At 56.4% G+C, this 24,959-nt stretch carries 25 protein-coding genes; 14 read left to right on the top strand and 11 right to left on the bottom strand.

Features of this window, described 5'->3' with window-relative positions:
• Positions 1-13: 13 nt before the first annotated feature.
• The 4 genes from L6990_RS00805 to L6990_RS00790 all read right to left on the bottom strand — a co-directional run bounded on the left by L6990_RS00805 (position 14) and on the right by L6990_RS00790 (position 4,320).
• The gene (locus L6990_RS00805) at positions 14-319 is read right to left on the bottom strand and encodes a DCL family protein (RefSeq protein ID WP_237202177.1); all 306 of its coding nucleotides are present in this window, start codon (positions 317-319) and stop codon (positions 14-16) included.
• Positions 320-329: 10 nt separating this feature from the next.
• Positions 330-3,413, bottom strand: coding sequence for a DNA-directed DNA polymerase (locus L6990_RS00800; protein WP_237202176.1), 3,084 nt, complete (start codon positions 3,411-3,413; stop codon positions 330-332).
• Complete coding sequence (locus L6990_RS00795) at positions 3,410-3,715, bottom strand: helix-turn-helix domain-containing protein (protein WP_009374917.1); 306 nt, start codon at positions 3,713-3,715, stop codon at positions 3,410-3,412. Before L6990_RS00795 ends, L6990_RS00800 begins: the two co-directional genes overlap by 4 nt.
• Before the next feature lie 392 nt (positions 3,716-4,107).
• Positions 4,108-4,320: a VOC family protein gene (locus tag L6990_RS00790; RefSeq protein ID WP_175294435.1), complete on the bottom strand. Its 213-nt coding sequence runs from the start codon at positions 4,318-4,320 to the stop codon at positions 4,108-4,110.
• Between the two features lie 405 nt (positions 4,321-4,725).
• Here L6990_RS00790 and L6990_RS00785 point away from each other — a divergent pair, with 405 nt between their 5' ends.
• The 5 genes from L6990_RS00785 to L6990_RS00765 all read left to right on the top strand — a co-directional run bounded on the left by L6990_RS00785 (position 4,726) and on the right by L6990_RS00765 (position 8,111).
• Positions 4,726-4,977, top strand: a complete 252-nt coding sequence (locus L6990_RS00785) for a hypothetical protein (protein WP_237202175.1) — start codon at positions 4,726-4,728, stop codon at positions 4,975-4,977.
• Complete coding sequence (locus L6990_RS00780; RefSeq protein ID WP_217497266.1) at positions 4,974-5,522, top strand: hypothetical protein; 549 nt, start codon at positions 4,974-4,976, stop codon at positions 5,520-5,522. The genes L6990_RS00785 and L6990_RS00780 overlap by 4 nt, the downstream gene beginning before the upstream one ends.
• A 160-nt stretch (positions 5,523-5,682) precedes the next feature.
• Positions 5,683-6,510, top strand: coding sequence for a TIGR02391 family protein (locus tag L6990_RS00775; RefSeq protein ID WP_237202174.1), 828 nt, complete (start codon positions 5,683-5,685; stop codon positions 6,508-6,510).
• Positions 6,507-7,619, top strand: a complete 1,113-nt coding sequence (locus tag L6990_RS00770) for a hypothetical protein (RefSeq protein WP_237202173.1) — start codon at positions 6,507-6,509, stop codon at positions 7,617-7,619. The genes L6990_RS00775 and L6990_RS00770 overlap by 4 nt, the downstream gene beginning before the upstream one ends.
• A 54-nt stretch (positions 7,620-7,673) precedes the next feature.
• Positions 7,674-8,111, top strand: a complete 438-nt coding sequence (locus L6990_RS00765) for a hypothetical protein (protein WP_237202172.1) — start codon at positions 7,674-7,676, stop codon at positions 8,109-8,111.
• 98 nt (positions 8,112-8,209) lie between these two features.
• Here the strand turns inward: L6990_RS00765 and L6990_RS00760 are convergent, their stop codons facing one another.
• Positions 8,210-9,826 (bottom strand): PucR family transcriptional regulator, encoded by a 1,617-nt coding sequence (locus L6990_RS00760; RefSeq protein ID WP_237202171.1) that lies wholly within the window; start codon positions 9,824-9,826, stop codon positions 8,210-8,212.
• Positions 9,827-10,086: 260 nt separating this feature from the next.
• Here L6990_RS00760 and L6990_RS00755 point away from each other — a divergent pair, with 260 nt between their 5' ends.
• The 5 genes from L6990_RS00755 to L6990_RS00735 all read left to right on the top strand — a co-directional run bounded on the left by L6990_RS00755 (position 10,087) and on the right by L6990_RS00735 (position 15,863).
• Complete coding sequence (locus tag L6990_RS00755) at positions 10,087-11,577, top strand: CoA-acylating methylmalonate-semialdehyde dehydrogenase (RefSeq protein WP_237202170.1); 1,491 nt, start codon at positions 10,087-10,089, stop codon at positions 11,575-11,577.
• Between the two features lie 34 nt (positions 11,578-11,611).
• Entirely contained in the window at positions 11,612-12,916 is a 1,305-nt protein-coding gene (locus L6990_RS00750; RefSeq protein WP_237202169.1) for an aspartate aminotransferase family protein, read from the top strand.
• A 453-nt stretch (positions 12,917-13,369) separates the two neighbouring features.
• On the top strand, positions 13,370-14,908 hold the full coding sequence (locus tag L6990_RS00745; RefSeq protein WP_237202168.1) for a sodium/proline symporter: 1,539 nt from the start codon (positions 13,370-13,372) through the stop codon (positions 14,906-14,908).
• 5 nt (positions 14,909-14,913) lie between these two features.
• Complete coding sequence (locus tag L6990_RS00740) at positions 14,914-15,444, top strand: hypothetical protein (protein WP_237202167.1); 531 nt, start codon at positions 14,914-14,916, stop codon at positions 15,442-15,444.
• Positions 15,445-15,494: 50 nt separating this feature from the next.
• A complete protein-coding gene (locus tag L6990_RS00735; RefSeq protein ID WP_237202166.1) occupies positions 15,495-15,863 on the top strand; it encodes a YtxH domain-containing protein in 369 nt (122 codons plus the stop codon).
• 180 nt (positions 15,864-16,043) lie between these two features.
• Here L6990_RS00735 and L6990_RS00730 read toward each other — a convergent pair whose 3' ends face one another.
• From L6990_RS00730 to L6990_RS00720, 3 genes are all read right to left on the bottom strand, one after another.
• The gene (locus L6990_RS00730; RefSeq protein ID WP_237202165.1) at positions 16,044-16,724 is read right to left on the bottom strand and encodes a TetR/AcrR family transcriptional regulator; all 681 of its coding nucleotides are present in this window, start codon (positions 16,722-16,724) and stop codon (positions 16,044-16,046) included.
• Between the two features lie 17 nt (positions 16,725-16,741).
• Positions 16,742-17,338 carry a TetR/AcrR family transcriptional regulator gene (locus L6990_RS00725; RefSeq protein WP_237202164.1) on the bottom strand — a complete coding sequence of 199 codons (597 nt, stop codon included), beginning with the start codon at positions 17,336-17,338 and terminating at the stop codon, positions 16,742-16,744.
• 83 nt (positions 17,339-17,421) lie between these two features.
• Complete coding sequence (locus L6990_RS00720; protein WP_237202163.1) at positions 17,422-19,809, bottom strand: ATP-binding cassette domain-containing protein; 2,388 nt, start codon at positions 19,807-19,809, stop codon at positions 17,422-17,424.
• Between the two features lie 99 nt (positions 19,810-19,908).
• On the opposite strand from L6990_RS00720, the gene L6990_RS00715 reads away from it, so the two are divergent.
• Positions 19,909-20,856 carry a DMT family transporter gene (locus L6990_RS00715; protein WP_237202162.1) on the top strand — a complete coding sequence of 316 codons (948 nt, stop codon included), beginning with the start codon at positions 19,909-19,911 and terminating at the stop codon, positions 20,854-20,856.
• A 107-nt stretch (positions 20,857-20,963) separates the two neighbouring features.
• Here L6990_RS00715 and L6990_RS00710 read toward each other — a convergent pair whose 3' ends face one another.
• On the bottom strand, positions 20,964-22,040 hold the full coding sequence (locus L6990_RS00710) for a lipoate--protein ligase family protein (RefSeq protein WP_237202161.1): 1,077 nt from the start codon (positions 22,038-22,040) through the stop codon (positions 20,964-20,966).
• Positions 22,041-22,183: 143 nt separating this feature from the next.
• Here L6990_RS00710 and tpx point away from each other — a divergent pair, with 143 nt between their 5' ends.
• Positions 22,184-22,678, top strand: coding sequence for a thiol peroxidase (gene tpx, locus L6990_RS00705; protein WP_237202160.1), 495 nt, complete (start codon positions 22,184-22,186; stop codon positions 22,676-22,678).
• A 62-nt stretch (positions 22,679-22,740) separates the two neighbouring features.
• Here the strand turns inward: tpx and L6990_RS00700 are convergent, their stop codons facing one another.
• On the bottom strand, positions 22,741-23,067 hold the full coding sequence (locus L6990_RS00700) for a branched-chain amino acid transporter permease (RefSeq protein WP_237202159.1): 327 nt from the start codon (positions 23,065-23,067) through the stop codon (positions 22,741-22,743).
• Positions 23,060-23,893, bottom strand: coding sequence for an AzlC family ABC transporter permease (locus tag L6990_RS00695; protein WP_237202158.1), 834 nt, complete (start codon positions 23,891-23,893; stop codon positions 23,060-23,062). Before L6990_RS00695 ends, L6990_RS00700 begins: the two co-directional genes overlap by 8 nt.
• A 70-nt stretch (positions 23,894-23,963) precedes the next feature.
• Here L6990_RS00695 and L6990_RS00690 point away from each other — a divergent pair, with 70 nt between their 5' ends.
• Positions 23,964-24,413, top strand: coding sequence for an Lrp/AsnC family transcriptional regulator (locus tag L6990_RS00690; RefSeq protein ID WP_237202157.1), 450 nt, complete (start codon positions 23,964-23,966; stop codon positions 24,411-24,413).
• A 93-nt stretch (positions 24,414-24,506) separates the two neighbouring features.
• The gene (locus L6990_RS00685; protein WP_237202156.1) at positions 24,507-24,950 is read left to right on the top strand and encodes an OsmC family protein; all 444 of its coding nucleotides are present in this window, start codon (positions 24,507-24,509) and stop codon (positions 24,948-24,950) included.
• Positions 24,951-24,959: the final 9 nt, after the last annotated feature.

The following is a 24,959-nucleotide window of genomic DNA, read 5'->3' as shown; positions in this document are numbered from 1 at the left end:
AGTTCCTTTCGGTTCAGTGACCTTCCGGTCGCAAGTTGTTGATGCACTTCTTGATCGACCAGTTGTCGATCGACCCGTCCTCCCGAAAGACGAGAAAGTTCCTCGTGCCCCACTCAGGGATGAGGGCGACGGTGATCCAGCAGACGCCAGCGCCGTGCTTGCGGTCGGCCTCTGGATGGTGGGCGAGGAGGTCACGGGCGAACGACTCATCGGAACCGCGCAGGACCTCCCCGAGCCCAGCTCGGTTCAGCACGGCACTGGCGTGGTTGGCGACTTTCTGCTTGGTGGCGAAGGCAAGTCCTCCGATGCTGTAGCTCATCGTCACCACCTCACGAAGCGCCAGCAGAAGCCGACTCGTCAAAGGGGTCGATCGCCTGCATCCACTTGACGTAGGGGCGGATCGCCTCCAGATCGATGTCGATCTGGCGCTCGGCCTTCGACCGGGCGTGCGACCAGAACCGCTCCTTCACGCGAGGCAGCCCGAATGCCTCGAACGCATCGAGCCTGTCTGCCAGAGGCCGTCCCGGATGGAGCCACGGGATGTCGATGATCTCCTGGCGGAAGGCGATCACGATGCCTTTGGCGATGTGCTCCAGCTGCGCTGCATGGGCGATCGAACCGTCCTCATCGAGCAGAGCGTCGAGCCGCGCAAAGTAGTCCTCCCACTGCTCGACAGTCCGCCGAACGGGGGAGCGAATCCACACGGGTTCGCCGAGGCCGTCGTCCCACTCCTTGAGGCCCTGGTCGACCGAACGCCCCAACGTGGCCTGCTCGGGAGAATCCCAGGGCACGGTGTGCACATGGGCGACCTCATGCTGGACGCCGTCGATGTCGATGACGTCGACCGACATCCCATCGGGGACGGGGCGGCGCTTTCGGTCGAACTCGATGGTCTGCTCCTTGTGGACCACGCGCGGCGCGAAGTCCAGCCGCTTGTCGATGCGGGTCAGTTCCTGCACCGAGGGAAAGACCTTCATCGTCACCGGGAGTGCGCCCTCACGACTCGCCATGAGCTCGTACATGAGGTCGCGGTCGGCCTGGCTGTCCTGCTCGATGCCCTCTGGAAGCTTGTAGCCACCGTGTGCCAGGACGCCGGCAGGCTGTCGGCTGAAGTTCGCCCGGGTAGTGATGTTGAGCAGGTCGGTCTGCTGGTGCTTGCGCTCCCACATCCTCTGCGAACCGGTCAGCGCGAGCCGGGACTCACGCCAGATCGGACCGAGCCCGAAAAGGTCGAGGCTGTCGACCACGTCCAGATCGGCATCCGTGATGAATCCGTCCGTAGTGCAGGACGGCGTGCTGTAGCCCAGGTTGTGAAGCTGGTTCAGCGTCGCAAGCAGAACCGCGCGCACGAGGCCGGTAGTCATGCACGCGTGCCAGGGTGAGGTGATCGCGGACCCGCCGACCGCATCACGTTCCTGCGCCCAGGCATCCCAGCCCCGCTGGCCCATAACTCCCTGCGCCAGCTTGCCGTAGGGAGAGTTCGCCATCAGCTTCAGGACGTTCTGCTCGAACGACTTCGCACCGAACTCCGCCTTGGCCCGCGCACGGTCATCGAGGAGCTGCTTGTACGCACCCCGGAGAAGCCGAGAGGGCTCACCATGCTCATCGGTGAGGACCCGTCCGAAGTGACCGATCTGACAGGTCACAGTCGCGCCAAGCGTGAGGGCGAGCCAGACCTCGGGACCGGTTGCCCAGACCCCACGAGCACCACCGCTTGTGAGCGGATAGACCATCGACCCCTCGACCGGAACCGGCAACGAAGGGAACGCGACCGTGCTCGGGAACTCGAAGCTCACGAACCCGAGGAACGGCGTGAGTGGGCTCTTGAAGTCGGACAGCGTGAGGTCGGCGTTGTTCACCGTCTTCAGAATCACGCCATCGGGATGCTGGTAGTCGACATCCCAAATCGTCGAGCTGGACGTGGGGTAGCAGGACTGAAGATCGAAGTCACTGGTCACGCGCGCGAACAGCCCAAGCTCGGCAGACATGTTGTACCCGCCTCGAAAGCTCATCGCCGCAGCATGGATCCACGTCGCCGCAGCACCGTCGATCGGCTCCAGCGCCCGGACGTGGTAGAAGTCGAGCTGCTGCTCGTCTACACCGGCAGCACCCTCGCGGGTCTTCGTCACCTTGTGGAGTCCGCCGAAGACGGAATTGAAGTCGCGGCCCTCGCCCAGCTCGTCCTGGATGAGGCCTTTCACCGCCTTCGCCGCAGCAGTGGGCAAGGTCAACGGGACAGCACGGTGATCGCCGTATAGCTGGCTCACGTATTCCAGAGCGATCACGGCATCATTCGCCGCGTAGTCGAGGAACTCCGTAGGATGCACGTCGAAGTACTCGTCCATCCGGGTGATCCAGTCACCAGGAACATCCAGCTTCGGCGCCCCGATCGCCGCACCGAGTGCCTTGAGCGGCTCAGCACCGCTCTGCGCCATCGTGTCGCGGATCGAGACTTCCACCGGCAGCTTCCACCGCCAGTTCTCGCCGGAAAGCACCATGCGGGCGGGCTTGTTCGACACCATGCCCGCGCTGGCCGAGATCACCGTGCGGAGGATGTCCGGGGCGCGACCGTCCAGCCACCGGGCACGTCGACCGTCCCAACCCGCACGATCCGACAGCGTCTTCGACCGACCGGGATACGCCTGGTTCCAGACGTTGATCGCCTTCCGGCGGTCGACGAAAGTAGTCAGGTCGGCGTGCTGGTAGTGCGCGACCAAGGTGATCGGCAACGCCCTGGGCGTCCCCTCGGGACTGTGCTTGAACCACACCGAGGGGTGGGACTTGCCGTCGTCACCGATGGCAGACTGCGCTGAGACGCCCTTGTCAGTCCACCCAACTGCGAGCCTGTGCTCATGAAGACCCAGGCTCATGATCGCGATCTCAAGGCTCTTCTCGAAGGACAGCCGCGCCGTACGAGAGCCGCGCGGCCCCCTGTAGCTCCGGGGGATGACCACGCAGAGCCGGAGCTGGGAATCATCGAGAGGGTCAATCGCGGCGAACTGGTAGGACACAATCTTCCGCACCATGTGCTCGTCCTCGCCGACCCATACACGGTCGGCATCCATCAGATCGACAGTCACGAACTCGGTGTCGAAGCCGATGACGATGGAATCCTGATCCGTGGACATCGCGGCCACCGAGGGGTACTGCCCGAAGCCGGCAGCGCCGCGCGCTCCGCGTGCTATTGAACGAGTCAGGACCTCGAACTCGGCCGGGTGCTTCCGCGACGTCGCCGAGTCCGCCACCACTGTCCGAGACCAGCCCGCCGCATCGACCGGGTCGCGAGCATCGGCGGCGGCGGCGTCATGGGGCTGCTCCCCATACGGCGGTGCCGCCATTGCCGTTCTACCAGGGGTTTCAGTGGTGCCGTGCGTGAAGAAGAGGTCTTTCGTGCACGCGAGCCCGGCGCTCATGCCGCACCGCCGAAGATCGCGCTGAGGCGACGGACCTGGGCGTCGCTCAGCGGGGGAGCGGAGCTGGCGAGACGTTCTGCGGCGGCCTCGACCTCCTCGAAGGTGGGCTGTCGCTTTGGGACCGCGAGGGCATTAAGGTCAGACCGCAGAACCTTGATGCGGCCTCCAACCTTGACCGCAGGAAGCTTGCCCTGGGCGATGTATCGCCGAAGGGTCTGATACGCGCCGAAGCCAAGTTCGACGGCATCGGTGAGGTTGAGGTAGTGGGTGAGGTCGGACGAGGGAGGCGGGGAGTACCCCATGACAACTCCAGACAGCTTGAACTGTCCGGAGACGGGGGAATAGTTGTCCGGCTACTTTCCCGGTCGCCGTGCGCGATGCTCCACTGGGCCCTGAGGGACCTCCGTGCCTTACGGGAGAAGTCACTCCCTGCCGGGTCGTCTGTATCTCAATCTCGACGTGGTTCCCGGCGCTACCCGGTGCTGACTATGCGCTGCTCACCACAGCCCACGTGGGGTGATCCCTCCTCGAGCACCTTGCGGTCGCGGTGATCAAGAACTTGAAGCGATCCTACCTGGCCTGTCAAGCGCGCGCAAGTTTGAGCGCTCGTGACGATAGTTCTGTCCATAACGTGGTCGAGTTCCGCTTTAATGTGTGAGGTGAGCAGCCTACAAACAGGGTCGTCGCTTCGTCGTCAGCGCATGAATCCGCTCCACCCCGCGGCATCGATGACGCAGAAGCGGTTACCCTCCGTATCCTCCATGATCACGTAACCTGCATCGGCGGTCCTGCCATCCCAAGGCACCTCACATGCACCGAGACGGGACAGACGTGCGATCTCCGCAGTTTGATCCGCGGCATAGAGGTCGAGATGTATGCGCGGCGGGAGAATCCGCTCGCTCGGCATCACGTCGAGCGATACGTTGGGCCCGGAGCACGGTCGGTCTATGGAAGCCGAGGTCCGCGATATTCCCACGAATGCCGCGCGACGGCCACATATCGGGATAGGGCTGCTGACAGGGACGCGCCGGTCGCGTGACCAGATTCTGAGCCTCGTATCCGCGGAAGACTCGAGTGAAACTGCTCCCCGGTCCTTAGCGAGCAACGCGGTGCTGTGTTGGCTCCTGGACTTGTTCTGCTGACCTACTTTTTACACCTGACTGAGCGTGCTTATGCAGTCGAGGGCTATTCGGTTTCAGAAGCCGGTGGAGTTCCACTTCAACGTAGAAGCTGGCTTGAGGGCCACACTCTCGGCGTAATAGGCCGTCAACTAGTCGTTGACAATCTATGCGGGTCAACCTATGGTTGACACATGTCAGAGATCAAGAAAAATCCGCCCTCTTACTCGTGGGGCATCGCGCTCCTGTTCCTCCCGAGCGTCATCGGGCTCCTCCTGGTGTTCGATCTTCTTCCTGGTGTGTGGTGGCTGCAGGTCGCGGTGGTCGTCATCATCGTCGGATGTGTCGGCGTGGGTTCGTACCTCGCATGGTGGGGGAAGCGCCCCCAGGTGGCCCGCGGCGAATGGACACCTTCGGAGACCCTCCCGGAAGACGAGCCACGGTGAACAACGTCTCCGAGAGGCTGCAAGATGTCATGGCGGCACTTGTTCCGGTGTCGGAGCCCCGGGAGCCGGAGGATTTCATCGCCGCGATTGCGGTGGCTCACGCGATCGAGGAGCAGTCACGCGAACTCCTCCAGTCGAGCGTGCTCGCCGCACGCGAGTCGGGAGCGACGTGGGTCGATATTGGCAAGTCTCTGGGGATCTCCAAGCAGGCTGCGCAAAAGCGGTTCGCCGCCCCAGTGAAGCTTTCGGCGCGAAGCCTTGATCCGGGTGAGCGCCTGATCGGGCCCGTGGGCATCTTTGATGCGATTGACGAGCTCAATCTCGCCGGGCGATACGGCTGGCATAGTGTCGGATTCGGCGTGGCGCACCACCATGTCGTGCACTCGGACAAGCAGTGGGAGCATCGTCTGGTTCTCGGAACACGGAAGGCCTCGGCACTGATGGATGACGGATGGGTGGTAGTGGGCCGCTCGTTCCCCTACGTCCTCCTCAAGCGCGATACCGGTGTGTCGGCGGTGACGGAGCCGACTCTGAACAGCGGCTGAGTGCGCCGATCTGTCCGCCCCGGAACATCAAGCCAGACGATATTCAGCTACGGAATGCGGTAGTGTTCCGTTTCAACGTTTAAAGTCTAGAGATAAGAAGTGGGAAGTCAGCGGATGTCTCGCGGGGTCTTACTCATCAACCTGTGGGTGGTGAGATAGTGTGGCGCAGTTAGAGCCCATGTGGTCTTATCCGTTACTAAAGGCTATCGCCGAAGTTCTTGCCGACACCTCCGACGGGTTAACTGGTCGCGAGATTGGCGATTTACTCGTTTACTTGAGGATGGAGGACCCGAATCCAACTGCGACCAAGTGTGACCGTCTAACCGAAGCTTTCGTTGCTCGTCAGAAAAAGGACCTAAGCTCGAAACGCATAATTACTTTTATCGTCACGGCAATGGAGCCGGTACGGTATCGCAGGCAGCCGGAGCTCTTCACTCTTCGACAAGATAGGCTCAACGAACACCTTGCATTTGTCGGGATGCGAGTCAATGATGAGGGCAGGGTCGCTAAGGGTCCAATTGCCCAGACGTTAGATGAGGCATCTCGCATCGCATCATCGATTCGCGATGAACTTCACCGCCGTAAATGCCATTCTGAGGTACTCCGATACTGTTCGCTAGAGGTGCTAAAGAAGTCGCACTTCCATGCCTGTTTTGAGGCAACCAAGAGCATCTTTGATCGAATCCGGGACCTAAGCGGTGCTTCGGGCGACGGAGCTGCGCTTGTCGATACTGCTTTGGCGCTCGGCCAGTCGGGTATACCGATGCTCGCAATCAACTTTCTGCGGACGCAAACTGATAAGGATGAACAGACCGGGTTCGCTAATCTCATAAAAGGCTTGAACGGCCTTTACCGGAATCCGATGGCGCATGACCCGAGGATAAACCGCAGGATTACTGATGAGGAGTTGCTCGAAGTATTGACAATGGTCTCGATGATCCATCGAAGACTCGATTGCGTGTCGAGGTCCAGCGGAGGTTCGTCGTGAAAGATGAAAACGACTGCGAGGTCGAGCCTGATGACGGCGACGTATCAAAATCCGAGGGAGTAACTCGGGAGCCTGCAGAGCTGGCCACGAGCGACCAGAAGAAACAAACTGTCGGCTTCCAGATACCAGCGGAGTTCTCACGGTCTCTACAAACAAGTATGGGCAATAGCCTTTCTAGTGCCCTCGTGCCCCTGCAGGATCAAATCCAATCGACGATACCCGACTACAGTGCCATGATCTACGAGGTTCTTGCGCCGATCAATGAGCCTTTTCGGGAGCAGATTGCGCCAATTATCGCTAGTATCCCTACTTTCCCGATGCCACTGTTTGACTTGCCAGCGCTACATACCCCGGTTATCAGCCCCGTAACTCAGGAGATACTCAAGCGAATCTCCGAGCATCAGACAGGCATATTGGAAGGGCTGAGGAGGTCTCTAGGGTCACTCTTCGACTCGCAGGCATCCCACGGCCTGAACCGTGCCCTTCTGCCTCCCAACCTCAAAGAACATGTGGGCGAGATTCATGTGAACCAGGTCCGCGAGCTCGTCGAGAAGGAAGGTATCCCTCTCTATCTCGTGCCTCGTGGACGGACGGCTCTTCGACTGTTGCGAGCGAAGGACAGCGCAGGGCGACGCCAGGTGCTCGGTGAATGTTACGAGTCAATTATCGAGGACTGTGCTGTGGTGTTGGAAGGGGCAGACCACCAGGTGGTCGGCGATGAGCTTACCTTTGCCCTCGACGGACTCGGCGCGATGCGGGCTGGGCATTTTCGTTCTGCTCAGGCTATGTTCACGGTTACGCTGGACACGCTTATCTACCGTTATTACCCCGACAGGGAAATACGTAGCGCCATCACGAATCGTAAGAGAGGCGATGATATCCCAGGTGAAATCGATAATATGAGGGTACACGAAGCGTTCGTGTGGCTACCGATTTGGAACGCGCACGAGGCGTTCTGGAAGGACAAAGGTGACAAGGTGCCGCACTACTACTCGCGCCACGCCAGTGTCCATGCTGTCTCCCCTCGCCAATTCAACAAGCGTAACTGCATCCAGGTTCTCATGCTGATAACGAGCCTCATCGGTTATATCGACCAGGTGAACGCATAAGTCAGATAGGGCTACTCCTCCCAGATAAAGCCAAACTCTGCAGACCTAGTCCTCATGACCGGCAATGTCGCCATGCACATTCTCGGGCAAGCCTGGAAGCAAACACTGAGCGACATTGCCCAAGGCCTCAAACCCGGGGGAGTGCTCGCCTTTGAAACCCGTAACCCAGATGCCAGAGCCTGGGAAAAGTGGAATGAGACCGGTAGGAAGCGCATGACCTCTGCTGGTGTGCTCCACGAAACGACGACCGTGAGTGAGCCGGATAGTAACGGCGTAGTAACCATGGTGGAGGTCAATAGATGTGAAGATACGGGCGATGTTTTAGAACTTGAATCTCACCTGCAATTCCGCTCGCTTGAAGTGATCAGGCAAGACCTAGAGAATGCGGGTCTCTATATCGACAAGGTGTATAGCTCTTGGAGTCGGGATGGGTTTGTGGGTGGCGCAAACCAGCCTCTCATGATTGTGCTTGCCCGGGGTGCAGCCAGCTAGGTTAGTCTGCTCGAGACTCCCTACACGAGGGGCGCCGTTGTTTCCACCGGCGCAGAACTAATACACACCCCATGGGACGAACCCTGCCCAAACTGTGGCTAGGCTCCGTAGTAGCTGCGCACCGCAAGACTGAGCCCAAAGAAATCCTCGCCCTTGTTGAGATCAACCGCTAAAAGCCTCTCGATGGTTGCAATCCGGGAATAGAGGGCTGTGCGCGAAAGGTGAAGCTTCTGGGCCGCTGCTGACCGGGACGTGGGGTGTTCGAGCAGGGTACTCAGCGTCACCATAAGATCAGAATCGTTGCGAGCATCATGCAGCAGCACAGGCTGCAGGGTGGTTTCGCCAAACTCCTGCACCCTCACGTCCTGATGTAAGTAGTTCACTAGACCATCGAACTGGTTTCGGTCAGCCCGTCGCAAAGCAACCCCGGTCTCAGGAATCTGAGCGTTCAGAGCGCTCATTCTGTGCAGGGCAGAACTTAAGTCAACGGGCCCCCTAGGGCCGGTAGCCACCAGAAATTCGATAGCTGTTCCAAGCCCTGCCAGAGCTTGCCTCGCAGCTTCTGCCAGCTCAGTAGCCTCCCACTTTTGGGAGTTTGCTGAAATAATGCAAACCACTCGGTGACTATTATTTTCGTGGTGAGCTACCATCACTTCAACATCTGGACTAATCGATAACAGGACGTTACGAACGGATGTTAGCGATAGTCGTTCGGCGGATCGAAGCTCAGAGGCTAACAGGGCCCGCCCATCGGTATGAAAACCGTTGGACTCCAACACAACTTTTTGGCCCTCAACGGTTGTAAAGCGGTTTTTCAGCACCCGTTTTAGCCCTATACGTTCCCGTAAGTCAGTCCACGCATGAGGGTTTGAAGCGCCTAGCCTTTCGATGGTGAGCGCCATTGCCGCGTGCCTCATCGTGTGCAAGGTTAAGGTATCGTCCAAAGCTGCACCGCGCACAAACAACCTGCCCCAGTGAATACCCTGCCCTTGAATATCTATAAAACTCCAGCTCACCTGAGAATTTTCAGGGTCTTGAACGGTAACAGGGTTAGCAATAAGACCGGCTGCGCTGTGATCAGATGCCCAGCGTCGTGATTTACCCTCCCACCCTTGCAGCAACTGCGAGGGCAACTCATGGCCTTCAGCGTATAGAATGACGCGGTGGGCCAGGTCCTCAAGGACCACTGGCAGGGCAAGCTCACGGGACGTATGTAGAATCAGTTGCTCGGCCTGAGCCCTGTTATACATGAGACTCCAGAAAGATTCATTAATACGTTGCAGTTGCTCAACCTGCTGAAACTGGCGCGAAAGAACCGCAGAGTGCACTGCCTCGGTGACCTCTAAGAAACGAACCTCACCCGCGGTAACAATCAGAGGTAACCCCCGCTCTGCACAGTGCTCAAGAATATCTTGCGGTAATTCATCGAGTACAACACCTATTTCGATGAGCAGGGCGGCCGCTCCTGCGTCCACCCATTTATCAATGGTTCTGTAGCGTTCTGGGGCGGTTTTTCCTAGGCTAGCTCCGGTGGTGAGCAAAAGTTCACCGCCGTCGATCAGTTCACCCCCGCGAGGGGTGTCAACCACGTGGACCCACCGTATTGGCTGATCGAGATGGCTTGCTTCGCTTAATAGTCTGGTACCCGCAGCTACTAGTACCGGCAGAGCCAGTATGTCTTTGAGAGTGATTGCTTCAGCTGAGCTGAGGGTCATAGGCTGCGTCCTTAGGTATCTGAGCGTTTACATCATGGGGGAACTAGTTCAGTTATCAAAAAAGGTGTACATGTTGAAATTTTATGTATGCAACCTCTGAAGGACGCGCATGACTCGGCATAGTGAGCGTTGACAGTTTGTTTAATTTCGGGGCGAAAACTGAACAACTTAGCTCTAGTTGCGGTACAGGTGAAATGAAACGATGGAAACTAGCCCCACTGGCTAACCGTCAACTGAACCAGATACCCAAGGAAAAAGGTATGACCACGCTCACCAGAATTCCTCACATCATCGGAGGCAAAGAAGCTTCCGGCAGCGACCGTTTTGGCCCCGTTTTCAATCCCGCAACGGGCGAGCAAACTGGCGAAGTCGCGCTCGCCGATGCCAGCACTGTAGAAAGAGCGGTGTCCACCGCCGAAGCAGCCCTCCCCGGATGGAGGGCTACAGGGCTAGCCAAGCGTACAGCTATTTTCTTCAAGCTCCGTGAAATCATAACTTCGCGTCAGGAAGAATTGGCAGAAGTAATTTCTTTGGAGCACGGTAAGGTGCCTTCGGACGCAGCGGGTGAAATCGCGCGCGGTCTTGAGAACGTCGAATTTTGTGCGGGCCTCTTGCACCACATGAAGGGCGAGTTCTTAGAGCAGGCGGCAAGCGGTATTAACGTGCATCAAACACGCCAGCCGGTTGGAGTGGTTGCCTGTATTACCCCCTTTAATTTCCCTGCAATGGTGCCTCTGTGGATGGTGACCGCTGCAATTGCTGCTGGTAACACCGTGATTTTGAAACCGTCAGAACGCGACCCTTCATCTGCTAACTGGATTGTTAAGGCTTTCCACGAGGCCGGTCTGCCTGATGGGGTGCTCAATGTAGTGCACGGTGACAAGGACACTGTTGAAGCTATTATCGATGCCCCCGCAGTTAAGGCTGTTAGCTTCGTTGGATCAACCCCTATTGCTCAATCGATCTACCAACGTGCCACGTCCCAGGGAAAGCGCTGCCAGGCGCTGGGCGGCGCTAAAAACCATATGGTGGTTATGCCTGATGCTGATCTTGATGCGGCAGCGGACGCCGCTATCTCGGCTGGATTTGGCTCGGCGGGTGAGCGCTGCATGGCAATTTCTGTGGTCGTTCCTGTGGGTGATATCGCTGATGAGCTGGTGCAGAAAATCCAGGATCGTATTGGCGAACTAAAGGTTGGGCCAGGCACCAACCCTGAGAATGAGATGGGCCCTGTGATTACCGCCCAAGCCAAGGAACGTATCGAAGGGCTCATCGCTGGAGCTAATGATTCGGGTGCCACGGTGCTGGTTGATGGCCGTGAGGCTGACCTACCGGCGGAGGGCTACTTTGTTGGGCCTACCCTCATAGATCATGTGAAGCCGGGGATGCCGGTTTATGATGAAGAAATTTTTGGCCCTGTGCTGGTCGTTTCGCGTACCGATTCGTTTGATGAGGCGGTCAGTCTGATCAACTCTAACCGGTACGCTAACGGTACCGCTGTCTTCACTCGTGATGGCCGTACCGCCAGAGAATTTGAGTTCAACATTGAGGTTGGCATGGTCGGCATTAACGTCCCCATCCCTGTACCTATCGGGGCCTTCTCCTTTGGTGGGTGGAAGGACTCCTTGTTTGGGGACACCCACATTTACGGCCCAGAAGCTTTTAATTTCTATACCCGCCGTAAGGTCGTCACGCAGAGGTGGCCGCTGGCGAGTGAGTCCCAAATTAATCTGGGCTTCCCAACCAACTAACTTTGCTCATTAGCACAGATAAGGAGTAACACTTATGGACGGCAACGTCTTTCACTCTTGGTCAGCTCAGGACCTCATTGACCCTGTCAACGTGGTTTCTGGTCAGGGATCTACCTTCACCGATGACCAGGGCCGAGACTACCTTGATTTTTCATCCCAACTGGTTAATCTAGCTCTAGGACATGGCAACCAGCGGTTGATTCAATCAATCAAAGATCAGGCAGATCGACTGGTCACCATCCAGCCTTCCTTCAAAAATGACACCCGTAGTCAACTTGCTCAAGAGCTCGTGGAGCGGGCGGGGGAGAGCTTCGGTTCAGTATTTTTCACCAATGGTGGAGCAGAAGCTAACGAGAACGCCGTGCGCATGGCGCGGGGCTACACTGGGCGGCGAAAGGTTATGTCAGCCTACCGCTCCTATCACGGAGCGACCTCTACCGCGATTTCTTTGACAGGCGACCCGCGACGTTGGGCAAATGAACCTTCGGATTCCTCGGTGGTGCATTTCTTTGGTCCTTACACTTACCGTTCAGCATTCTGGTCGGAAGATGAGAGGCAGGAATGTGAGCGTTCCTTGGCTCATCTGGAGCAGCAGATTATTCTTGAGGGATCTCAGACCATTGCAGCCATTATCTTAGAAACTGTGGTAGGCACCAATGGAATTCTGGTTCCACCTGAGGGTTACCTGCCAGGGGTACGCGCGCTGTGTGACAAGTACGGCATCGTCTATATTGCTGATGAAGTCATGGCCGGTTTCGGGCGCACAGGCACTCTTTTTGCTGTTGAAAACTTTGGGGTTGTGCCTGATCTGATCACCTTCGCTAAGGGAGTGAACTCTGGTTACGTTCCTCTGGGTGGGGTCATTATTTCCAAGGAAATCCAGAAGACCTGGTCTACGACGGCTTACCCAGGTGGGCTGACCTATTCAGGTCATCCTTTGGCTTGTGCTCCAGGTTTAGAGACCCTCAAAATTTTTGATGAGGACAAGATCCTTGATCGGGTGCGTGACCTGGGTGAGAGGGTGGTGCGTCCCCGGCTCGAGGCGATGAAAGAGAAATACAGCATTGTAGGTGAGGTTCGTGGGCTGGGGCTCTTCTGGGCTATCGAACTGGTCAAAGATAGGGAAACCAGGGAACCTCTCGTGCCCTTCAACGCCTCTGGTGCTGATGCTGCTCCGATGAATGATTTTGCGGGTTACTGCAAGCAGAACGGCGTGTGGCCCTTCGTGCACTTTAACAGGGTGCACGTTGCTCCACCGCTGGTGATTTCGGAGGAGGAACTGGTGCGGGGCTTGGATGTTTATGACGCCGCTCTTGCCGAACTAGACGAGAAAAGCTAATACCTTAGCAAAGGAATAAAGCCTCATTCTCATCTATAGAGTATTGAATATCTACCACCACGCTCTGCCCCGTTCTTGAGAAGAACGGGGCAGCGGGGAGATTAGGGTGTTTATTTTTATTAAAGTAGATTCAGTTCAGTAGCGTTCCGAAGGTAGGATTCCTGCCGGCAACACTCTGTCATCTATTACCGTCTAAAGAGAACGTTTTGATAATTGAGCAATGAGGTTTTGTCCACAACACTAGTAAGTAAAGCAATGTGTTCCATGCCTCAAAAATATGAGGTTGTTTCGTAAGTGGCCTACAGGCTCAGACGGAAAGGGTTTGAAATGTTTGGGTTACCAGGGTTTACCGTCCTAGTGATGACCGTTATTCCACTGTTCTGGATTATATACACCGCAGGGTTCTACTTTATGACCCGAGACTGGGCCAATGCGGATGAGGAGGATTAGGCTGTGAACATTGCAATAACATTCCTTATCATCTACTTTCTCGCTATGATTCTGATCGGAATCTGGGCGATGAAAAAGTCCGGTAATGACTCAGAAGATTTCCTCCTTGCCGGACGCTCCTTGGGCCCAGCCGTGACAGCCTTGCGTTTGCAGTCCTCCTCGATGTCGGGCTATATGTTCGCTGGAGCTGGCTCTCTCGGGTACTCATCGGGTTACTTTGGTATGTGGTACGCCCTGGGTGATTTGGGCGGCGGCGTCCTCAACCTCTCTATTATCGGCCGACGCATGCGTAAGCTCACCAAGATTCTTGGATCAATTTCCTCCATTGAGTACCTTGAAAATCGCTACCAGTCTTCAGCCGTGAGAATGGTTGCATCCATATTGGCTCTGGGCGGTCTCTTTCTCTACCTGATGAGCCAGTTCATCGCAGGTGGTGCCGGGCTGGCCTCTGTCACCGGTATAAGCTTCGATACTGCCCTTATCATCGCGGTAGCGGTGATTGTCTCCTATACCTTCCTCGGTGGTTACCTTGCTGTCGCCTACACCGACTTCGTCCAGGCAATCGTCATGTTGATTGGCATGGTCTGGGTTCTTATCGCCACCTTGCAGGCAGTAGGGGGCCTGACCGCCGGCCACCAGCAGATTGAAGCCATCAACCCCAACCTGCTCACCATGTTTGGTGCTGACCTTGAATATCAGAATCAGTGGGGCTTAATTATTGGTGCCCTTCTAATCTTCTCGATTGGTTACATGGGCTGGCCCCATGTTGTTGTATCCCATATGGCAATGAAGAAGCCTTCGGTATCGCGCATGGCCGGCGTTTATTCAACCGCCTTCAACTTACTCTTTATCCCCGCTCCCTACCTGGTCGGTCTTCTTGCTCTCATCGTGGTGCCTAACCTGGCAGCCCCTGAACAAGCTATTTTTGAGGTTGCAAAAACTGTATTGCCGAGCTTCGCTGTAGGTATTGTTATGGCTGCAGTGATGGCCGCAATTATGTCTACCGCTGATGCACTGCTACTCCAGGCTTCAACCATCGCTTCTCGTGACCTTGTTGGGCGCTTCTTCCTCAAAGAGGTCTCTGAAAAGACCCTGGTGAAGGTTTCGCGAATCACCGTATTAGTGATGGCACTGGGAGGTCTGACGATGGCGTTGCTTCAGCCCCCGTCCGTCCTCTTCCTCGCTACTTTCGCAGCAACTGTGCTCGGTGCAGCCTTTGCCCCTGCTTATATATGCGCAGTCTGGTGGAGGAAAGCTAATAAGGTGGGTGCCCTTGCCAGCATGCTGGCAGGTAGCTCGGTCTCTGTTGTGTGGAAGCTTGGAGACTTGGGGGCGGTAACTGGGCTGGACCCCATGTTGGTAGGTATCGTCTGTTCAACGGTGGCAATGATTGTTGGATCGCTTCTCACCCAAAAATCACACCCAGTCTCAGCGCATATTTTGGACGCCATTGATAGCGCTGCTAGCGTCACTAGCACCCGCTCAACTCGGGATGTCAAGGAAGACATTGACCTGTCGACCCAGATGCCGGAAGGTAGGTAGAGACCGTGACACAGCAGAAGGCTATTAAAGCGTCGGTGACCTACCACGAAGCTCTTGAGCTAGCTCAAAAGGTCTTCCCTGAAAAGGATTGGACGCGAACACTTGAGCCCAGCTATTACCGGCTTATAGGTGTGGTGTTCAGGGTATCGTCGCTCAAAGGGCCTTCACGCCGGCTCAATGGCCAGCTTATTCGTGTGCTCGTAGACCCCCGCACTCGCAGAGCTTGGACTTCGGATGATTGGAATCTCTCGAGCGAACCAGTAGATTCTGACCTGGTGCGAGAAGAGCCCCTGGATGATGTAGAGCGTCAGCAGCTGGTGAAAATCGCGCAAGAGGCAGCCTACGTACAATTTCTTAAGCACTACAGGCTTGCTGCAAGCTTCGAGTTTTTACTTGAGCATGTTCAAGAGGCCGTATGGAAGCCCAACTGGTATGCCGAAACCCGAAGTCACCGCCTCCTGATTGACGGGATTACCGGGCGCTATGCAACCGCCACAAAACCAACGGCCGGTGTGTCACCTACCTCAGTGCCCTAAGTAGGCGTATTATGTAGTCAGCACTATTAGCAACCGTAAAGGTGGACATCATGAGAGCACGTATCGCACTAGTAGCTGGCATCGGCATCGGCTACGTTCTAGGCGCTCGCGCAGGCCGCGAAAGCTACGAAAAGATTAAGACCCAGGCCACCAACGTCTGGCATGACCCCAAGGTGCAAGAAGGCATCAAGGCTACCGAAGAGACCATCAAGGAAAAGGCTCCTGTTGTAGCTGAAAAGGCTAAGGAAGCAGCTGCCACTGCAGCTGACAAGACCAAGGCTAAGGTCGAAGAGGTCAAAGAAACTCGAGCAGAGCACAAGGTTGAAAAGGCTGCTGAGAAGGCAGTCAAGGACGCTCCCGCTGACGTCATTTCAGACCCCGCAACTGCACCTGAGGACGAAGGCCCCGCCCTCTCCTAAGCCCTTGTGTGAGGTTTAATAACCCGCCCCTCCCCGCGCTGCTAAGCGTTGGTAGGGGCGGTTTTTCATTTGTGTATTTCTGCCATAGTAGAAGCGAACATGCCGGCAGAACAATAAACTCCGCTCCCAGACCCAATCAGGCCCAAGACAGCGTTTTTATATCTGCGGCTACGTTCCGCGTCAATGGGCCGACGAGGAAGAAGTGCTGCGATACCTGGCGAGTTCTTTAGTCAGCTCAGTGATTTCTTCCTCGGTTAGATAGGGCACCGGATGAACCAGAACCTTATTAAGGTGGGTTCTAAAGGCCCGGCTCAAATCTACCGGCTCAGAGCGTCGCCCATCTAAAATTGTTTTAGCGGTGATACCTTGGCCTAAAATCAGCAATTGATCAGCCTGCGCTGCAGCGTCCGTGCCCGGTGTGAGCTCCCCAGCGCGTTCTAGCCAGGCGAACATGTCATGATAGGTGATGCGAAGCTGCTGAAGACTGCGGTGGGCAATTTTCCGTAGCTCAGGGGTGGATCTCATCTCGGTGATCATACCCATCATCACCCGTGCGTAGGTTTCAGTGGCAGGAATAAGAGGAATCTGAAACTCTAGAATCCTCACGGCACCATCAACAGTGAGACCGTCTCTAGCCCGGGCTCTCACGTTCTCTTGAATACGATCCGTCAAAAGTTGTAGCGCGTACTCGAGTAAATCCAGCCGACTTTTAAAAGAGTGCCGCAAAGAACCCGCCGAAATACCCGCTTCAGCAGCTACGTTTCTGATTGAAATGGCACTGACTCCATGCTCATCAAGGAGCTTCCACACTGCTGCCGAGAGAAACTCTTTACGTTCTGTGTGATCGATAAGTTTAGGCACGAGAGGTTCCTTGGGTTCTAGTCAGTGTTCTTTAAGGACGCGAGGTGCATCTTAAGTGGCGCCTGCAGCTCCTGGTCAGAGGCTGTTTGGTCAGAGAGCATGTAGGAGACATGTACCCCGAACAAAAGCGAGACAAGGGTATCAGTTTCATACTGAACGTCGATATCTGATCTGATGCGCCCGTGAGCTTTCAGCTGGCTCAGAATAAAACTGTAAGTGTAGGACAGCTCGGTTTCCTGCTGCTGAAGCATGCGCGCAGCACCCGGGATGTTAGATGCTTCTGCCAGCATGCCAACTACCACCTCAGAGTACATGCGGCTTTCGTTGCTCGTGGGTAAAAAGTCGAACAGCAAATCCTCAAGGTGATCGATGAGGGGGCCGGTGACCTTCCGGCTGGTGAGCGATGCCAAAAATTTTTGACCGCTGTAATCAAGGGAGTAGAGCATCATGTCGTTCAGGGTGGGAAAAACATGGCGCAGGGAGCCTGTTGAGATACCGGCTTCTGCTGCCACAGTCCGGACAGAAACGCCACGAACGCCCTCGCGCGCCAGAACAGCCCATACCGCTTGAGCTATGTGCTGTTTACGTTCTTGATGGTTAATGAATTTTGGCACATCTTAGTGATGCGCTAAAAACTTCATTTTGTGTGTTAATATAAACTCTCTTTTTCTTGTGAATATATGAACGTTGGTGGGCTTTAAAAGGCGGGCAGGTTTTGGCGCTCGTTTTCTGTGGGTGGGAGATAAGCGGCTAAATGCTGAGCAGTCAGGGTTGTGGCTAGGGCAAGCTGTGCCGGGGTGCCTTCAAAAACGATGGTGCCGCCGTCGTGACCTGCTCCGGGGCCTACATCGATCACATGATCGGAGTGAGCTACCACAGCCTGGTGATGCTCCACGCAAATGACGGTGGTTCCACCGTCCACCAGCTGATCTAGCAGACCCAAGAACTGCTCGATATCAGCCAGGTGCAGGCCGGTTGTTGGCTCATCAAAGATGTAGATTCCGCCCGGTTCAGCCATATGGGTTGCCAGTTTGATGCGCTGGCGTTCACCACCTGACAGAGTAGAGAGTGGCTGGCCCAGGGTAAGGTAGCCCAGGCCAACGTCTGATAGGCGCTTGAGAATCTTGGCGACGGCGGGAATCTTGCCCTCCGAGCTGGTGAAGAAGGTGAGTGCTTCAGCGACCGGCAGAGTGAGCACCTGGCTGATGTTCTTGCCGCCAAATGTGTATTCCAGCACGGCAGGGCTAAAGCGCTTGCCTTCGCAGGCTTCACAGGTGGCGGTTGATTTTTCCATGAAGCCCAGCTGGGTTTCGATGACACCGGTGCCCTTACATTCGGGGCAGGCGCCCTCAGAATTTGCAGAGAAGAGAGCGGGCTTTACTCTGTTGGCCTTGGCGAAGGCCTTGCGGATGGGCTCTAGCAGCCCGGTGTAGGTGGCGGGATTAGAGCGGAGCGAGCCCTTGATGGCTGACTGGTCGATAAAGATAATGCGCTCTTCACTGCCCTCGTGCTGGCTGAAGAACTCAGCAATCAGGGAGGACTTACCCGAGCCAGCTACTCCGGTCAAGGTGGTCAGTACGCCGGTCGGCAGGTCAACGCTGACCGAACGCAGGTTGTTGCGCTGGGCGTCCTTGACGGTGAGGACGCCGGTCGGCGTGCGGACGCTACCTTTGAGGCCCTGACGGTCAAAGAGGTGGCGGGAGGTCACGGTGTCAGCTGCGCGCAGATTGTCGTAGCTACCTTCAAAGACCACGGTGCCACCGCCTGAACCGGCTAGCGGGCCCATATCAATAATGTGGTCTGCTACCGCAATGGTTTCTGGTTTATGTTCAACCACCAGCACGGTGTTGCCGCGGTCGCGCAGGGCAAGGAGCAGTTGGTTCATTTTTGCCACATCGTGGGGGTGCAGCCCTGCGGTGGGTTCATCAAAAACGTAGGTGACGTCGGTGAGCGGGGAGCCCAGGTGGCGTACCATCTTGGCACGCTGCGCCTCGCCGCCTGAAAGGGAGGACGCCGAACGGGAGAGCGCGATATAGCCCAGGCCGATGGTGACCATAGACTGCAGCAGGTGTTCAAGACTAGCAACCAGGGGAGCCACAGAGGGCTCATTCAGCTCCTTTACCCAGGTCAGCAGATCTGAGACCTGCATATCGCTCAACTCGGCGATGTTCTTGCCAGCTACCTTAGATTCAAGAGCTGCCTGAGAGAGGCGGGAGCCTCCACAATCGGGGCAATCCACAAAGGTCACCGCGCGCTCGACGAAGGCACGCACGTGCGGCTGTAGCCCCTCGGCGTCCTTGCTGAGCACCGACTTTTGCAGGCGGGGGATGAGGCCCTCATATGTCATGTTGATGCCGGCAATTTTCATGCGGGTTGCCTCTTTATAGAGGAAGTCCTCCCGCTGCTGCTCGGTGAAATCTTTGATGGGTACGTCGGCGGGGAAAAGCCCGCTTTCCTTGTAGAGACGCACGTTCCAGCCTCCGGCGTTGTAGCCGGGAATGGTGAAAAGGTCGTCTTCTAGGGTGAGGTTTTCATCAAAAAGCTCCGCCATGTTGATGTCGCTGGTTCTACCCAGGCCTTCACAGCGGGGGCACATGCCGCCGGCGCGAGAGAAGGTAACATGCTCCACCTTGCCGTTGCCTACCTTGCGGGCACCGGTTGCCTGTACTGATGCCTGGTTGAAACTAAAAGCGGTAGGGGAACCAAGGTTGGGGGAGCCGACGCGGGCAAAGAGCATGCGCAGCATGGGTAGAGCGTCGGTGGCTGTACCCACGGTGGAGCGCGGATTGGCGCCCAGGCGTTCCTGGTCCACAATGATGGCGCTGGTCAGCCCTTCAATTGAGTCAACGTCGGGGCGGTCCTGGTGGGGCATGAAACCCTGCACAAAGGCTGAGTACGTTTCATTGATCAGGCGCTGTGACTCAGTTGCCACCACACCAAACGCGAGGGAGCTTTTACCCGACCCCGAGATACCGGTGAAGACCGTCAAACGGCGCTTAGGGATTTCAACCGTGACGTTCTTAAGATTGTTATTGCGGGCACCGGTAATACGAATAACCTGGTGCGTATCTGCGGGATGCGACAATTCTGCCCTTCTAGGGTGGTGCGAGTTTGATTAGGCTCAAGTTTAGCGAACAAGAGTAAAATGCTAAACGTCCTCTAGACCTAGAAAGTTGACTACCGCATGTTCGCTTTGCCCCTCATGATTCTGGGTGGGGCTTTGCTTCCCATTCAAACCACCTTTAATTCCAGGTTGCGGGAGTCTGTAGGTTCCCCTTTCCTCTCATCTTTGGCGTCCTTCATCGGTGGTACGCTCTTCCTGCTCTTTCTCTCTACGGTTGTTGAGGGCTACTTCTGGTTTTCCCCGGCGGACGTGAGTGGGCAACCCTTTTGGATTTGGATTGGTGGCCTGCTGGGCGTCATCGGTCTTACCACCAATATCTTTATCTTTCCCAAACTGGGCGGGGTGCAGTCCGTCATCCTGCCCATCACCGGGCAAATCCTCATGGGCCTTATCATTGACCAGTTCGGGCTCTTTCACGCACCTCAGACCTCCCTGACCCCCTTCAGATTTATTGGAGCTGCTCTGGTTCTGACTGGTGTGTTCGCTGCTGTTTTGCTAGGACGCCGCGCCACGGCACCGGCTAGTGGTACGCAGCAACAGGGAGCTACCTCACCTGGCAGTCAGCTGGGGTGGCAGGCGTTGGCTATTTTCTCGGGTTTCCTCATGGCCATGCAGTCACCCATCAACGCGCGTCTGGGCACCCTCATCGGTTCCGGGCTGAAGGCTGCCCTCGTGTCTTTTACCGTAGGCACCTTGGTATTACTGCTCATTGCCTTAGCGCTCCGCCTCAAATTTAGGGTGAGGGTGCCAGGCGGTAAAACTGCCAACCCGCTCTGGATGTGGGCAGGCGGCCCGCTAGGCGCCATCTTCGTCACCTTTAACGCCCTTTTTGTGCCCATTCTCGGTGCAGGCTCCACCATTATGGCCGCATTGACCGGCATGGTGACTGCCTCACTCATCGTTGATAAGTTCGGAATCTTCGAGGCTCCCCGCCGCCCTGTGACCGCCCTGCAGGTTGCTGGTATCGCGGTCATGCTGGCCGGTGTTGCACTCATTCGCCTCACCTAACGTACTGCAGGTGAAGTTCTCAGCAGATTGAAGGACGCCGCCGCAGCCCTTCCAATTTGAGCATAGGAAGGGGAGCGGCGGCGTCCGTAGATATTGACGCTGAAGGTCTAGGGCACGCGATGAGTCCATTCTTCGGTGGCGAACTTTTCATCGACCAGTTTCTGAGCAGCAGCTATATCGGCATCGGTAAGCTCACCCAAACTGGCACCGTATCTACCGGTAAAGGTCGAGATCATGGTCTGCACGATTTCTTCACGGCTGGCACCGGTCTGTCGGCGCAAGGGATCAACCCGCTTCTTGGCAGAACGGATGCCCTTATCCACAATCTTTGCCTGCCCGATGCGCAGGACTTCCAGCATCTTATCGGCGTCGATGTCGTAGCTCATGGTGACATGGTGCAGCAGGCCTCGGGTGTTGCGTTTCTGTGCCGCCCCGCCAATCTTGCCTGCTTCTGAGGTGATGTCGTTAATGGGCTTGTACCAGGCTTTAACACCCAGTTCAGCAAGCGCCGCCAGCACCCACTGATCCAAGAACTCATAGGACTTCTCATAGGACAGCCCTGCTACCAGTTCCGTGGGAGCGTAGATGGAATAGGTGACGCAGTTACCGCCCTCCATAAACATGGCACCGCCACCAGAAATACGGCGCACCACCTGCACATCGTGCTCAGCCACACCTTCAGGCCACAGCTCATTGGTGTAGGACTGGAAGGAGCCAATCACCGTGGCGCGGTCCTCCCAATCCCAGAACCGCACAATAGGCCCGCGTCTGCCAGACAGTACCTCCTCAAGCAGATACTCATCCAGGGCAACATTCATCGCAGTGGGTAGGACGCCGGGGCGCAAAATGGTCCAGTCGTAGTCAGTAAACTCCTTGGCACCAGCCAGAGCACGGCGCACAATAAAAGCAATGTCCTCTACAGCAAAGCCGTGCAAAGATAAATCATCGCCAAACTGCACAAGAGCCGAGTTAATGCGGGTGACCAGGGCATCGGCGTCCTCATGCACCGACGCTCCGACCAAAGCAGGTGCAAGTTCAAAGAAAGCCTCCTCCGGCTCAATAAAGAAATCACCTGAAACCTTAGCGCTGGTGAGAACCTGCCCATCAGTCTCAAAATCGACCACCACCAACTTGCCGTTCACCACCTTGCGCTCGCCGTGGTAGCTCTGCTTTTCTGACATCATGACTCTGCCCTTTCCTCTGGCGTCAGTCGTATTTTATTCTCCAGCAATGAGCGCCTACAAGAGGCTAGGGTCAGGTAGCAGTGAGAGTAAGCGCAGAGCCAAACACCTTGCCAGAAGCAGGTAATCGGCGACACAATAAACCTATGGCTACAACTAAATTTCAAGGCACAGACGTCCAGACCGTAGGCGAACTGCCCGCCGTCGGCTCACAGGCCCCCAACTTCACCCTGGTCACCACCGACCTCGAAAACACCACCAGCGCAGACTTTGAGGGCAAGAACCTTGTTCTCAACATCTTCCCTTCGATTGACACCGGTGTGTGCGCCGCATCAGTGCGCAAGTTCAATGAAGAAGCTGCCAAGCTCGAGAACACCGCCGTGCTCTGCGTGTCCAAAGACCTCCCCTTCGCACTCGACCGTTTCTGCGGTGCTGAAGGCATCGAAAACGTCGTCTCAGCTTCCGCCTTCCGCGACAGCTTCGGCGAAGACTTCGGCGTCACCATGACCGACGGCCCCCTAGCAGGTCTACTGGCACGCTCAGTGGTCGTCCTCAACCCTGCCGGTGAAGTTATCTACACTCAGCTGGTCGATGAAATTACCACCGAACCTGACTACGAAGCAGCGCTCGCGGTTCTCTAAAGCCCAACAAAAATATCTGGCCCCGTTACAACAAGCGGGGCCAGATGCCTTTAAGCAGGTTCTTAGAAAACCCAGCTGGAAAGCACGACGCAAACCGCGGTGCCAGCCACCAGGCTCAGCGCCAGGTTTTTGCGCCACAGGTGTAGACCGGCGGTGACTACGACCCCGGCTAGGTAGGGGGTAGCTGTTTGAACCGAGGAATAGTCGATGCTCGCAATCACGTAGAAACCCAGGCAAATAATTGCACCCATGGGCACCCAGTGCGAGAGGTTCTCCACCAAAGCATTGCCTTTCAGCGCGCTCTTGATGCCGAAGGGGATCAGGCGTAGGGCAAAGGTAATGCCGGCAGCCAGAAGAATCGCCGTCAGAATGTAGCCGGTATTAGGCATGCTGGCCCTCCTGAGTCTCGTTTCTGCCGGCGTCCTGAGGGCTACCGAGCACATGGCGCAATATCAGCATGACCACTAGAGTCAGCAGGGCAACCAAGAGCATGGACTGGGGAAAGAACACAATGGCGGAGATAGATGCCGCGGCAGCTAAAGTTGCCGTGATGTGATCCTTGACGGCTCGGTAGGCATCGATGGAAAGAATGATGAACATGCCCGTCATAACGAAGTCAACGCCTGCAAGGTTGCTCAAGAAAGCTGCGCCCACAAAGTAGCCCAGGGTGGAGCCACCCCACCAGCTAGCCCAGAGAAGTAGCGAAACGGTCAGAATCCTCCCCTGGCGGTAATTCTTAGAGCCCGGCCCTGTGTTCACTGCGTAAGCCTCATCGCAGAGCATGTAAACAGCTAGCGCCTTGGCGAAGCCGCCTCGCACATTCTGTAGCGGGTAGCTGATGCCGTAGACCAGGTGCCGGGCGTTCATAATCAGGGTGGTGGATGCAATGAGCGATAGGGGAGCGGCGGCCGCGATCATACCTACCAACAAGAACTCAACAGATCCGGCGAAAACCACGGCAGACAGCACGGGGGCAACCCACCAGGCTAACCCGTAGGATGACACCAGCACACCCAGACCCATACCCATCACCACAAAGCCAAGGCACATGAACCCGGCAACCCGTAGACCCTCGCGGAAGCTGCTCTCACCGGGCAAAGTATGCACATGCTCGCCAGAAATTACAGGCAGCGCCCCGGTCGCTGTAGCGGGGCTGGTGACCTCGCTGGTTGTCACAAGAGGCAGCGCGGCAGTGGTGGTTCTTTCCTGGTGCATAGCAAACAAGTCTAGATAAAAATCCCCGCAAAGTGCTTGCTTTTTATTGCTAAAAAGTAGCTCCTATAGCATGATAAAACACATGGATGCCCTCGATTCAGCAATTATTGAAGAGCTTACCGCTAATGGTCGGCTCACCAACCAAGAACTTGCTGCTCGGGTAGGGCTAACAGCTGCCCCCTGTCTGCGCCGGGTGCGTCGCCTAGAAGAAGCTGGAATTATTGCTGGCTATACTGCCCGCATCAACCATGCTCTTCTCGATGAAGGCTTTGAGGTGCTGGTCTTCGTAGATCTTTCACGCAACGACCTGCCCAGCGTAGAGGCCTTCGAGAGCACCGTCCTTGCCGATCCAGCTGTCATCGAATTCCGCCGCATGTTCGGTCTGCCCGACTACTACATCAAGGTACGCGTGAAAGACTCAGAAGCCTATGAGCGCTGGTACAGTGCGCTTGCCTCTCAGCATGAGTACATCTCCCGCATCGACTCGCGTATCACCATGAAGCTACTCAAAGCTCCCTAACCCCTGTAGCCGTGACAGGGGGGCGGAATAAGTAGCTAGCGCCGCCCGTTTTACTAAAGAAAGCTCTTACTCCACTCGTATAAGGAGAAACCCATGGCAGAAAATGCCCGCACTGAAGACCCTAACTACCGCGCTGTGCCCGTTGAGCGCATCGGTAAAAAGCACTACCGAGCCACCGGCGCTAACGGGGCTACCTTGGATTTTGGTCAGGGGGAGGGGATGCTGACCCCTGTCGAGCTACTGCTTGCCGCGATCGCTGGTTGCTCCGCTGTGGACGTCGATGTGGTGACTTCCCGAAAGGTGGAGCCCGAGACTTTTGAGGTGCTGTCCTCTGCCATCAAGCAAAATGAGGACGGCGCTGTTCGGCTTGATGATGTTCAGGTGAGCTTCAAGGTAGCCTTCCCCGCCGGTGCTGAGGGTGAGAAGGCGCAGAAGATGGTGGATCGTCTGATTAAACTCTCGGCCGAGAAAGATTGCACCGTCAGCCGCACTGTAGAGCACGCCACCAAGGTTACTTTTATCAACGAGAACGCCTAGGTCAACCCG

Origin of the sequence: Rothia endophytica, from assembly GCF_928381505.1 — a bacterium.
GTDB lineage: Bacteria > Actinomycetota > Actinomycetes > Actinomycetales > Micrococcaceae > Rothia > Rothia endophytica_A.
The sequence above is the reverse complement of the archived record's forward strand: the minus strand, read 5'-3'. Positions and strand labels throughout refer to the sequence as shown.